The 11,995-nt window shown below is 70.3% G+C and carries 11 protein-coding genes; 7 read left to right on the top strand and 4 right to left on the bottom strand.

Annotated elements, in window-relative coordinates; all coding sequences use genetic code 11:
- Nucleotides 1-111: 111 nt before the first annotated feature.
- Complete coding sequence (locus IF54_RS0104785) at nucleotides 112-807, bottom strand: TerB family tellurite resistance protein (protein WP_030314805.1); 696 nt, start codon at nucleotides 805-807, stop codon at nucleotides 112-114.
- Between the two features lie 185 nt (nucleotides 808-992).
- Nucleotides 993-2,714 carry a 2-isopropylmalate synthase gene (leuA, locus tag IF54_RS0104780; protein WP_030314803.1) on the bottom strand — a complete coding sequence of 574 codons (1,722 nt, stop codon included), beginning with the start codon at nucleotides 2,712-2,714 and terminating at the stop codon, nucleotides 993-995.
- Nucleotides 2,715-3,017: 303 nt separating this feature from the next.
- On the opposite strand from leuA, the gene IF54_RS0104775 reads away from it, so the two are divergent.
- From IF54_RS0104775 to IF54_RS0104760, 4 genes are read left to right on the top strand one after another with little or no spacing between them, the layout of a single operon-like run.
- Nucleotides 3,018-4,088, top strand: a complete 1,071-nt coding sequence (locus tag IF54_RS0104775; RefSeq protein WP_030314797.1) for a M4 family metallopeptidase — start codon at nucleotides 3,018-3,020, stop codon at nucleotides 4,086-4,088.
- 44 nt (nucleotides 4,089-4,132) lie between these two features.
- Nucleotides 4,133-4,399, top strand: a complete 267-nt coding sequence (locus IF54_RS0104770) for a protealysin inhibitor emfourin (RefSeq protein WP_030314796.1) — start codon at nucleotides 4,133-4,135, stop codon at nucleotides 4,397-4,399.
- A 58-nt stretch (nucleotides 4,400-4,457) separates the two neighbouring features.
- On the top strand, nucleotides 4,458-5,780 hold the full coding sequence (locus IF54_RS0104765) for a GH1 family beta-glucosidase (RefSeq protein WP_030314794.1): 1,323 nt from the start codon (nucleotides 4,458-4,460) through the stop codon (nucleotides 5,778-5,780).
- On the top strand, nucleotides 5,777-7,015 hold the full coding sequence (locus IF54_RS0104760) for an MFS transporter (protein WP_030314792.1): 1,239 nt from the start codon (nucleotides 5,777-5,779) through the stop codon (nucleotides 7,013-7,015). The genes IF54_RS0104765 and IF54_RS0104760 overlap by 4 nt, the downstream gene beginning before the upstream one ends.
- Before the next feature lie 96 nt (nucleotides 7,016-7,111).
- Here IF54_RS0104760 and IF54_RS0104755 read toward each other — a convergent pair whose 3' ends face one another.
- Nucleotides 7,112-7,966, bottom strand: coding sequence for an NAD-dependent epimerase/dehydratase family protein (locus IF54_RS0104755; RefSeq protein WP_030314789.1), 855 nt, complete (start codon nucleotides 7,964-7,966; stop codon nucleotides 7,112-7,114).
- A 118-nt stretch (nucleotides 7,967-8,084) separates the two neighbouring features.
- Here IF54_RS0104755 and IF54_RS0104750 point away from each other — a divergent pair, with 118 nt between their 5' ends.
- Nucleotides 8,085-8,939, top strand: coding sequence for a helix-turn-helix transcriptional regulator (locus IF54_RS0104750; RefSeq protein WP_030314787.1), 855 nt, complete (start codon nucleotides 8,085-8,087; stop codon nucleotides 8,937-8,939).
- 252 nt (nucleotides 8,940-9,191) lie between these two features.
- Here IF54_RS0104750 and era read toward each other — a convergent pair whose 3' ends face one another.
- Nucleotides 9,192-10,151, bottom strand: a complete 960-nt coding sequence (gene era, locus IF54_RS0104745) for a GTPase Era (protein ID WP_037819278.1) — start codon at nucleotides 10,149-10,151, stop codon at nucleotides 9,192-9,194.
- A gap of 174 nt (nucleotides 10,152-10,325) precedes the next feature.
- Between era and IF54_RS0104740 the strand changes: the two genes are divergently transcribed.
- Together IF54_RS0104740 and IF54_RS0104735 are read left to right on the top strand one after the other, a co-directional pair.
- Nucleotides 10,326-11,633 (top strand): ammonium transporter, encoded by a 1,308-nt coding sequence (locus IF54_RS0104740; RefSeq protein ID WP_078851877.1) that lies wholly within the window; start codon nucleotides 10,326-10,328, stop codon nucleotides 11,631-11,633.
- Nucleotides 11,630-11,968, top strand: coding sequence for a P-II family nitrogen regulator (locus IF54_RS0104735; RefSeq protein WP_030314780.1), 339 nt, complete (start codon nucleotides 11,630-11,632; stop codon nucleotides 11,966-11,968). Before IF54_RS0104740 ends, IF54_RS0104735 begins: the two co-directional genes overlap by 4 nt.
- Nucleotides 11,969-11,995: the final 27 nt, after the last annotated feature.

Genomic DNA, 11,995 nt, shown 5'->3' with positions numbered 1-11,995 from the left:
CTGAGTCGCTTCCAGACTTCCGCCGGAAAGGGGCGCGTTCGTCGGACGGGAGGGCGAGTTGGGGACTACTGCCTGGGGAGACCGGAGGCGCCGGCTACTCCCCGGGGAGTATCAGGACGGTGTCCGTGCCGCCGCCAGCAGTCTCGTGACGTCGTCCGCGCAGATCGTCAGTGCGGTGCCGATCGTCGAGAGGGCGTCGCGTTCCGCCGGGGTGTAGGGGCCGTCCGCCAGGGCGATGCGGGCCGCCTGGAGGAGGATCGATTCGCGGCCCGCGGGGGCGAGGTGCGGGGCGAGGGGGTCCAGGGCCTCGTGGAGCTCTATGGCGAGACCCGCTCCGCAGGGGCGGTCGTAGACGCCGCCGGTGTCCTCGGCGAGGGCCTCGACCAGGGTCTCCAGCTGGTCCTCCGTGCAGTCCTCGAAGCCCGCCGCGCGGACCGCGCCGGCCGCGACCTCCAGCGAGGTGCGGGAGCAGGTGCCGCCCGCCGTGAGGACCGCCAGGGCGACCGTGTGGACGGCGTCGCGGAGCATCGCCGAGAAGCGGGTCGTGGTGGGGTGGTCGAGGACGTCCGTGCCGAAGTGGCTCTGGCAGGCCGCGCACTCCACCACCGGGCCGGTGTCGCCGCGCGGCAGGACCGGGACGCCCAGCAGCGTGAGGCGGCGGCGGCCCGACAGACGCTGGTAGTTGCGGTCGCCTCCGCACCCGGGACAGAAGAACTCGCCGTCTCCGACGGTCGTCCACGCGGTACGGGTGCCCAGGAGGCGCGCAGGCCTGTCGGCACGGCCGTTTCGTCCCCGTCCAGGCAGCACGTCAGCACCTCCGTAACGCCGCGGCAACATCGCCGCGCTTGCGTGATGTTAGCCACATGAGGGAGGCGGCGTCAGCACCTCGGACGATACCTACTCGTGACCTCCACGTGCCGATGGCCGATAAACAACGGGGCCTTGATCGCCGTATACAGCGATCAAGGCCCCAAAACCCCCGGTCAGGGGGATTATCGAGCGGCGCGGTTGACGGCCGAGACGACCGCCTTGAGCGACGCACGCGTCGTGTTCGCGTCGATGCCGATTCCCCACAGAACCTTGCCGTCGATCGCGCATTCGATGTAGGAGGCGGCCTGCGCGGAGGCGCCCTCGCTCATCGTGTGCTCCTGGTAGTCCAGGAGCCGGGCGTCGATGTCGACCTTCGCCAGCGCGTCGAAGAAGGCGGAGATCGGACCGTTGCCGGAGCCGGTCAGGACCGTGTCGACGCCGTCGACCGTGGCCTCCACCTTCAGCGTGTCCACGCCGTCGGTGTCCGTGGTCGACTGGCCGTTCCTGACCTGGATACGGCCCCAGGGGTTCTCGGGGTTCGGCAGGTACTCGTCCTGGAAGACCGCCCAGATGTCCGAGCCGGTGACCTCGCCGCCCTCGGCGTCCGTCTTGGCCTGGATGATCTTCGAGAACTCGATCTGCATCCGGCGCGGCAGGTCCAGCTTGTGGTCGTTCTTCAGGACGTACGCGATCCCGCCCTTGCCGGACTGCGAGTTGACCCGGATCACGGCCTCGTAGGAGCGGCCGACGTCCTTCGGGTCGATCGGCAGGTAGGGCACCGCCCACTCGATGTCGTCCACGGTGACGCCCTTGGCGGCCGCGTCGGCCTCCATCGCGTCGAAGCCCTTCTTGATGGCGTCCTGGTGGGAGCCGGAGAAGGACGTGTAGACCAGGTCGCCCACGTACGGGTGGCGCGGGTGGACCTCCATCTGGTTGCAGTACTCCCACGTACGACGGATCTCGTCGATGTCGGAGAAGTCGATCTGCGGGTCGACGCCCTGCGAGAACAGGTTCATGCCCAGGGTGACCAGGTCGACGTTGCCGGTGCGCTCGCCCTGTCCGAACAGACAGCCCTCGACGCGGTCGGCGCCGGCCATCAGCGCCAGCTCGGCGGCGGCGACGGCGGTGCCGCGGTCGTTGTGCGGGTGGATCGAGATGCACACGTACTCGCGGCGGGACAGGTTGCGGTGCATCCACTCGAAGCGGTCCGCGTGCGTGGAGGGGGTCGAACGCTCCACCGTGGCGGGCAGGTTGAGGATGATCTCGCGGCCAGGACCGGGCTGGTAGACGTCCATCACCGCCTCGCAGACCTCCAGCGCGAAGTCCAGCTCGGTGTCGGTGAAGATCTCCGGGGAGTACTGGTAGCCGAACTCGGTCTCCGGGCCCAGCAGCTTCTCCGCGTACTCCATGACCAGGCGGGTGCCGTCCACGGCGATCTGCTTGATGTCGTCCTTGGAGCCCCGGAAGACGACCCGGCGGAAGACCGGCGCGGTGGCGTTGTACAGGTGGACGGTGGCCCGCTTGGCGCCCTTCAGGGACTCCACGGTCCGCTCGATCAGGTCCTCGCGGGCCTGGGTCAGTACGGAGATCGTCACGTCGTCCGGGATCACGCCCGGCTCCTCGATGATCGACCGTACGAAGTCGAAGTCCGTCTGGCCCGACGCCGGGAAGCCGACCTCGATCTCCTTGTAGCCCATCTTGACCAGCTGGTCGAACATCCGGCGCTTGCGCTCGGGCGACATCGGGTCGATCAGGGACTGGTTGCCGTCGCGCAGGTCGGTGGAGAGCCAGCGGGGGGCGACGGTGATCCGCTTGTTCGGCCAGGTGCGGTCCGGGATGTCGACCTGCTCGTACTGGCCGTACTTGTGGATCGGCATGGAACTGGGCTGCTGGCGGTTCGCCATGATTGCGGGGCTCCTAGGGATGTCCGGAAAGGACGGCCGACACGCAACACGAAGCTCCGCGGGGAGGGAGTCGACCTGGACTACAGGCCCTCGCCGCGGCAGCTAAGAAGAAGCAGCCCGAAACGCATGATGCGAGCCACTCTAGCCGAGCCGATCCGGATGGGCGGTTCCGTATCAGTATGCGGGACCCACCCCCGGCTCGGTAGCACAGAGCGACTGACGACGGGCCTCCGTATCCCTACATTTCACCAATCATGGTTGCACCTAGTGACAAGCAGATAACGCAGTGCCAGGGTGCCGGACATGACGACCAACGGGGGCTTCGAGCCCGTCTTCTGCACCGTCGTACCGCCACACGTCCTGGACAAACTGGCCCGTAACGACGACCCCGCGCTCTCCGGTCCCGCGCAGCAGACGTTGATGCGCGACAGCGAACTGCGCGGCCGACGCCGCGTGACCACCGAGTTCGGCCTCGCGGCCGCACCGACGGCGAAGGCACCGTCGGACCAGCCACTGCGGACGATCTACGACGCCGGGCACGGCAGCGCCCTGCCCGGCACCAAGGTCCGCGCCGAGGGCGCCGAGCCCGGCCAGGACGCCACCGTCAACCGCGCCTACGCCGGTCTCGGCGCCACCTTCGACCTCTACCTGAAGGCGTACGCCCGCCACTCCATCGACGGCGACGGCCTCCCGCTCGACGCGACCGTGCACTTCGACGAGAAGTACAACAACGCCTTCTGGAACGGCGAGCAGATGGTGTTCGGCGACGGCGACGGCGAGATCTTCCTCGACTTCACCATCCCGATCGACGTCATCGGCCACGAACTCACCCACGGCGTCACGCAGTACACGGCGAACCTCACGTATTACGGCCAGTCGGGCGCCCTCAACGAGTCGATGTCCGACGTCTTCGGCTCGCTCATCAAGCAGTACACACTCGGGCAGACCGCCGCCGAGGCCGACTGGCTGATCGGCGCCGGGCTCCTCGCCCCCAGCGTCACCGGCAAGGCCCTGCGGTCCATGAAGGAGCCGGGCACCGCGTACGACGACGACGTGCTCGGCAAGGACCCGCAGCCCGCGACGATGGACGACTACGTCCGCACCGGCCGCGACAACGGCGGCGTGCACATCAACTCCGGCATCCCCAACCACGCCTTCTACCTGGTCGCGAACGCCCTCGGCGGCCACGCCTGGGAGCGCGCGGGCCAGATCTGGTACGACGTCCTGACCGGCGGGGAGCTCTCCGAACGCGCCCTGTTCAACGACTTCGCCAAGCTCACGGTCAAGGCCGCCCGCGAGCGCTTCGGCGACGGCGGCGAGGAGCTCCAGGCCGTGTCGAAGGCCTGGGAGCAGGTCGGGGTGCGGATCCTGTGAGTCCGTACGCGACATAGCGCGGCATCCGTACTAGACAGGGACCCATGCGTATTCAAGTGAGGCGCACGGGCGGGTTCGCGGGCATCGAGCGGCACAAGGAGGTCGACACCTCCGGGCGGCCCGATGCCCACGAGTGGCAGGCCCTGGCCGAGAAGGCACTCGCCGCCGGCCGCGCCACCCGCCCGGTCGGCGTCCCGGACGGCTTCAGCTACGAGATCACCGTGGACGGCAGGACGGTGTACGCAGCCGATCCCCGGCTGACGGAGGAGCAGCGCGAACTGATCTCGAAGGTGCTCAAAGAGGGCGCCTAACTGGCAGTTCCCGCTTGCCCGTTGACTTCCCTACCCGCCAGTACCCATGATCCGGCGCATGGCGACTGAAGAGCATGCGATCCCCCGGTTCCCCGACGGCTTCCTGTGGGGAGTCTCCACCTCGGCCCATCAGATCGAGGGCGCGGCGGACGAGCGCGAGCGGTCCGTGTGGGACACGTTCACGGCCGAACCGGGCCGGGTCAAGGACGGCTCGACGGCGCAGGTGGCCTGCGACCACTACCACCGCTACCGCGAGGACGTCTCCCTGCTGGCGGGACTGGGCGTGGACGCATACCGCTTCTCGGTCTCCTGGCCACGGGTGCGCACGGACAAGGGGCTCGACTTCTACGACCGTCTCGTGGACGAACTGGTCGCGGCGGGCGTACGTCCGGTCCCGACCCTCTTCCACTGGGACCTGCCGGTGGCCCTGGAGGCGAAGGGCGGCTGGCTGGAGCGGGACACCGCCTCCCGGTTCGCCGAGTACGTGTCCGCGGTCGCCGACCGTCTCGGCGACCGCGTCGACCGGTGGATCACCCTCAACGAGCCCGCCGAGCACACCCTGTTCGGGCACGCGATCGGCGCCCACGCCCCCGGCAAGCAGCTGATGTTCGACGCGCTGCCCGCCGCCCACCACCAGCTCCTGGGCCACGGCCTGGCCGTCCAGGCGCTGCGCGCGGCCGGTGCGACGGACATCGGGATCGCCAACTCGCACGGGCCGACCTGGCCGGCCTCCCAGGACCAACCCGACGTGGAAGCGGCGGACTTCTACGACCTGCTGCTGAACCGGCTGTTCGCGGAGCCGCTCCTGCTCGGCGAATACCCCTCCGGGCTGGGCGACTTGATGCCGGGTGACGTGGCGGCGGACCTCAAGGTCATCTCCGAGCCGCTCGACTTCTACGGTGTCAACTACTACGCCCCGACCCGCGTCGGCGCCCCGAAGGGCGAGGACGCCGAGTTCGGCGGACTGACCATCCCCGCCGAACTCCCCTTCTCCGTCGAGCAGATCGAGGGCGTCCCGGTGACGGACTTCGGCTGGCCGGTGGTGCCGGAGGGCCTCACCGAGCTCCTCACGACCTTCCACCAGCGCTACGGCGACCGCCTCCCGCCCGTCGTCGTCACCGAGAACGGCTGCTCCTACGAGGGCCTCGACGACCAGGACCGGATCACCTACCTGGACAGCCACGTCCGCGCCCTGCACAAGGCGGTCGAGGCGGGCGTGGACGTGCGCGGGTACTTCGTGTGGTCGCTGCTGGACAACTTCGAGTGGGCCGAAGGGTACGCGCGCAGGTTCGGCCTGGTGCACGTCGACTTCGAGACGCTCGTGAGGACCCCGAAGGCGTCGTACGGCTGGTACCGGGACCTGCTCCGGGCCCAGAGGTGAGCACAGCCCTCGCGGAGCCGGCGGAGCGGGTCGGCAAGGGCTGGACGGCCTCCCTGTCCCTCGCCAACGTGGCGATCTGGGTGGGCTGGTACGGCCCGCTCCAGATCCTGCTGGCCCGCCAGGCGGAGGACTTCGCACCCGGCACCGGCATGTCGAAGGAGACGCTGCTGGCCTGGGTGACGGGGGTGGGCGCGGTGGTGTCGCTGGCGGCGAACCCCCTGTTCGGCGCCCTGTCCGACCGCACCACGGCCCGCTGGGGCCGCCGCAGCCCCTGGATCGTGGCCGGGGCCGCGGGCGGCGCGCTGTCGTTGCTGCTGCTCGCGGGCGCGCACGGGCTCTGGCTCATGGCGGTCGCCTGGTGCCTGGTCCAGCTGACCCTGAACGCGGCCTTCGCGGCGGTCACGGCGGCGGTGCCGGACCGGGTGCCGCGCCTCCAGCGGGGCGTGGTGGGCGGCTGGATCGGGGCGGCCCAGATCCTGGGCGCGGTCGTCGGCACGGGCCTCGCGACGGCGGCCGGCGGGATCGCGGCGGGCTACGCCGCGTGCGCGGTGTTCACGGTCGCGGGTGTGCTGCCGTACGTGCTGCGCCACCGGGACCTGAGACTGCCGGCCGCGGACCGGCCGCCCTGGTCCTGGGGGGCCTTCGTGCGCGGCTTCTGGCTGAGTCCGCGCCGCCACCCCGACTTCGCCTGGGCCTGGCTCACCCGCTTCCTGATCAACCTCAGCAACGCGCTGGTGATTCTCTACCTCCTCTACTACCTGCGGGACCAGCTCCACCACCACGACCCCGAACAGGGCGTCCTGATCCTCACCGCGGTGGACAGCGTGGCGCTGCTGGCCACGGTCGTGGTGGGCGGCATCTGGTCCGACCGCGTGGGCCGCCGCAAGCCGTTCGTGCGCTGGTCCGGCATCGTGATGGCGGTGGCGACGGCCCTGCTCGCCGTGTGGCAGACCTGGCCGAGCGCGATCATCGTGGCGGCCCTGCTGGGGGTCGGGCTGGGAGTGTTCATGTCGGTCGACTTCGCCCTGATGACGGACGTCCTCCCGACGGCCCTGGACCGCGGAAAGGACCTGGGCATCATCAACGTGGCGAACTCCCTGCCGCAGGTCGCGGCCCCCGCCTTGGCTGCCCCGATCGTGACGCACCTCGGGGGGTACAGGGTGCTGTACTGGGTGGCGGCGGTGGTGGGTCTGGCGGGAGCGGTGCTGGTGGGCCGTATAAGAGGCGTCGACTAGAGGGCTTTAGGGGCGCGGGACTGTATCGATTTGCGGCTCCGCCGCGTGGGCGCGACAAGCCCCCACCGGACCGGCAGACGACAACCGGCCCATACTTCACAGCGCCCCTGCCTCCCGCGCCGCATAGACAGACGGATACACCGGCCGATACCCCAGCTCCCGCCGAATCCGCTCCGTCGACATGATCACCAGCCACGGATCCGGATCCACCCGCTCGTACAACTCCCCCGGAATCTCCGCCCCGTTGAGCTGGTGCAACTCCACCGCCGTCACAGGAGCGTCGTCGGCGATGTTGTAGACCCGCCCGGAGATCCCCGGCGCATGAAGAACCCGCAGCAGCCCCTGCGCCACATCCGCGTGGTGCCCCATGTGCAACCGCTGCGCCGACGCCCAGTTCTTCGCCCACATCAGGGACTGCGCGAGATGCGGATCCCCCTCGCCGTAGACGAACGGCAGCCGCGCGACCCGCACGTCCAGTCCCTCCATCGCCAGCAGCGACCGCTCGGCCTCCGCCTTGGACGCGGGGTAGGCGCCCCACATGGACCCGCCGGGCCGGCTCTCGTCGTCCTCGGTGACCGGCCGGCCCCGTCCGGTGCCGTACACCAGACCGGTGCTGACCTGCACGAACCGCTCCACACCTGCGGCCGCCGCGGCACGGCCCAGTTCCACCGCCGCGTCCCGGTTGACGGCCCACGCCTCCTCGTCGGGTACGCCCCGGAAGGCCGCGGCGACGTTCACGACCGCGTCGACGCCGGCGACGGCCTTGCCGAGCGCCTCGGCGTCCCGCAGATCTCCCGTGACGACCTCGGCGCCGAGTTCGGCGAAGGGCTCACCGCGCGAGGCGTCCCGTACGAGGACGCGTACGCGCTCCCCCGGCCGGGACTGGGCCAGCAGCCTCGGAACGAAGCGCCGGCCGACCTGTCCCGTCGTACCTGTCACCAATGTCAGCATGTTCTGCTCCTCTCGTCCGGACCAGCGTGGAACGGCTGGACGCGCACCGGGAGAGACCTCTCGATCGGGGGATCGGCAGTCCCTGGATAAGCCGGGCGGGGTGCCGCACGCTGGAGGGGTGAACCGAGCCGAACTCGCCGACTTCCTGCGCCGTGGCCGCGCCCGCCTGGACCCCTCCGACGTGGGCCTCACGGCCGGGGCGCGCCGCCGTACGCCGGGACTGCGGCGCGAGGAGGTGGCACAGCTGGCCGGGATGTCGGTGGACTACTACACGCGCCTGGAGCAGTCACGTGGCCCGCGGCCGTCCCGTCAGATGCTGACGGCGCTGGCCCGGGCGCTGCGTCTGACCGATGTGGAGCGGGACCATCTGTTCCACCTGGCCGGGGAGGAGCCGCCGCGTCGGGAGACGGCGTCGGGGCATGTCCGGCCGGGGCTGCTGCTGATCCTGGACCGGTTGCACGACACCCCGGCGCAGGTGGTGAACGACTGCGGGGAGGTGCTGGCGCAGAACGCGATGGCCAAGGCGATGGTGGGCAACGTGATGTCCCGCCCGCGTCGCGACCGTAATCTGACCCGCCGGTTCTTTCTGGATCCGACCGCCCGCTCGCTCTTCCCCGAGGAGGACGTGGCGGGCCACGCGCGCGCCCATGTCGCGACCTTGCGGGCGGTGGCCGCGGCCCGTCCCGACGATCCGGAACCGGCCGGGCTGGTGGCCGAACTGCGGTCTTCCAGCGCGGAGTTCGCCCGTCTCTGGGACGCGCACGAGGTGTCCCAGCGCAACCGGGCCACGAAGCGCTTCCTGCATCCGGTGGTGGGCCTGCTCGAACTCGACTGCGAGGTGATGCTCAGCCACGAGCACCACCACCTCCTGGTCGTCCACACGGCCCGCCCGGGAACGGAGTCGTACGAACGCCTCCAGCTGCTCAGGGTCCTGGGCCTCCAGGACCTGTCCCCGCAGGGGACGGCCTACTAGAACCCCGAACCCCCTGGACCGCAGGGCCGTGGGCCCCCAGCCCCCGCTCAGAACCCCAGCTTCCGCAACTGCCGAGGATCCCGCTGCCAGTCCTTCGCGACCTTCACGTGGAGGTCCAGGCTGCATCGACATGCGGCTACCGCCGCGCGGCCGGCGTGCCCAGCAGCGCCCCGGCCCGTCCGCGAACCCGACGCCGACCTCATCGCGGCGACTACGCAGACGGCAGCCCCCGCAAACCCCCACCCACCCCGCTCAGAACCCCAGCTTCCGCAACTGCCGAGGATCCCGCTGCCAGTCCTTCGCGACCTTCACGTGGAGGTCCAGGAAGACCGGTGTGCCGAGGAGGGCCTCGATCTGCTTGCGGCTCTTGATGCCGACCTCCTTCAGGCGCTTGCCCTTGGGGCCGATGATGATGCCCTTCTGGCTGGGGCGCTCGATGTAGACGAAGGCGTGGATGTCGAGAAGGGGCTTGTCGGCGGGGCGGTCCTCGCGGGGGAGCATCTCCTCGACGACCACCGCGATGGAGTGCGGGAGCTCGTCCCTGACCCCCTCCAGCGCGGCCTCCCGGATCAGCTCGGCGATCATGACCTGCTCGGGCTCGTCCGTGAGGTCGCCCTCGGGGTAGAGCGCGGGGCCCTCCGGCAGCAGCGGGACGATGAGGTCGGCCAGCAGACCCACCTGCTTGTCGGCGACCGCCGAGACCGGCACGATCTCCGCCCACTCGAAGCCCAGCTCCTTGCCCAGCTGGTCGATCGCGATGAGCTGCTCGGCGAGGGCCTTGGACTCCACGAGGTCGGTCTTGGTGACGATCGCGATCTTCGGCGTCTTCTTGATCGACGCCAGCTCCTTCGCGATGAAGCGGTCACCGGGACCGAGCTTCTCGTTCGCCGGCAGACAGAAGCCGATCACGTCGACCTCGGCCCAGGTGGTGCGGACGACGTCGTTGAGCCGCTCGCCCAGCAGCGTGCGCGGCTTGTGGAGCCCGGGGGTGTCGACCAGGATCAGCTGGGCGTCCTCCCGGTGCACGATCCCCCGTACCGTGTGCCGCGTGGTCTGCGGCTGGTTCGCGGTGATCGCGACCTTCTGGCCGACCAGAGCGTTCGTGAGGGTGGACTTGCCCGCGTTGGGGCGACCCACGAAGCAGGCGAAGCCGGCGCGGTGGGGGGCCTCCGACGACGCCGACGGCTCGGATGACTGACTGCGAACGCTCATGCGCCCCATTCTCCCTGATCCACAGACCCCCGCCGCACAGACGCCCGACCATCCACCTCCCCGTGAGCTTCCAGAAACCTCCACGCAACGAAACATCGCGGAAACACCGGCGTGCCCGGCCGGAAACGCAGGCCGGTGAACCTCTGACGAGCCCCCACACCGTTGGAGACGACCGTGACCCTCGCCGCGCAAGGCATCGACACCGGCGACACCGCCTGGCTGCTCGCCGCCACCGCCCTCGTCCTGCTGATGACCCCGGGCCTTGCTCTCTTCTACGGCGGTATGGTCCGCACGAAGAGCGTCCTCAACATGCTGATGATGAGCTTCGTGTCGATCGCCCTGGTCACGGTGGTGTGGCTGGCCGCCGGCTACTCCCTGGCGTTCTCCGAGGACAGCTTCGCCGGACTGATCGGCGGCCTGGAGCACGCCGGTTTCGAGGGCCTCGGCCCCGACAGCGTCCACGGCACCGTCCCCACCCTCCTCTTCGCGACCTTCCAGCTCACCTTCGCGATCATCACGGCCGCCCTGATCAGCGGCGCGATCGCGGACCGCGCGAAGTTCGCGGCCTGGCTGGTGTTCGTGCCCGTCTGGGCGCTGCTGGTATACGTTCCCGTCGCCCACTGGGTCTGGGGCCCGGGTGGCTGGGTCCTGGACAAGCTCGGCGCCCTGGACTTCGCGGGCGGTCTGCCGGTCGAGATCACCTCCGGCGCCTCCGGTCTCGCCCTCGCGCTGGTCCTCGGCCCGCGGCTGGGCTTCAAGAAGGACGCCATGCGCCCGCACAACCTCCCGATGGTCGTGCTCGGCGCGGGCCTGCTCTGGTTCGGCTGGTTCGGCTTCAACGCGGGCTCGGCGCTGGGCGCCAACGGGCTGGCCGCGGCCGCCTTCCTCAACACCCTCGCCGCCGGCTGCACCGGCCTGCTCGGCTGGCTCTTCGTCGAGCAGAAGCGCGACGGCCACCCCACCACGCTCGGTGCCGCGTCCGGCGCGGTCGCGGGCCTGGTGGCGATCACCCCGTCCTGCGGCTCGGTCTCCCTGCTGGGCGCGCTGGTCGTCGGCCTCGCCGCCGGTGTCGTCTGCTCCTACGCGGTGGGCTGGAAGTTCCGGCTGAACTACGACGACTCGCTCGACGTCGTCGGGGTGCACCTGGTCGGCGGTGTCATCGGCACCCTGCTGATCGGGGTCTTCGCCGAGAAGGCGATGACCGGCGGCACCGAGGGCCTGCTGTACGGCGGCGGGCTCGGCCAGCTCGGCAGGCAGCTGGTGGCCGTGGTCGCCGTGGGGGCCTACGCCTTCGCCGTGACGTACGGCATCGGCAAGGTGATCGACAGGGTGATGGGCTTCCGGGCCGACGAGGAGCACGAGCACACGGGTCTGGACCTTACGGTGCATGCCGAGACCGCATACGATCACGGCGTCCTGGGCCACGGTGCCCCGGTCAGCGCGTCCACCGTCCCCTCCGCCCAGAAGGCCAAGACCACGTGAAGCTCATCACCGCGATCGTCAAGCCGTACCGCCTCGACGAGGTCAAGACCGCGCTCCAGGAGATCGGCGTCCACGGTCTGACCGTGACCGAGGCCAGCGGCTACGGCCGTCAGCGCGGCCACACCGAGGTGTACCGCGGCGCCGAGTACCAGGTCGACCTGGTCCCCAAGGTCCGCATCGAGGTGGTCGTGGACGACGCGGACGCGGACGCGGTCATCGACGCGGTCGTCAAGGCCGCCCGGACCGGCAAGATCGGCGACGGCAAGGTGTGGGCGCTGCCGGTGGAGACGGTGGTGCGGGTGCGGACGGGCGAGCGGGGTCCGGACGCCCTTTAGGGCGTCCCAGAGGGGCGCGGGGCTGTG

Source organism: Streptomyces sp. NRRL B-3229 (assembly GCF_000719505.1).
Lineage (GTDB): Bacteria > Actinomycetota > Actinomycetes > Streptomycetales > Streptomycetaceae > Streptomyces > Streptomyces griseorubiginosus.
This window is presented reverse-complemented; position numbering and strand designations above follow the sequence as displayed.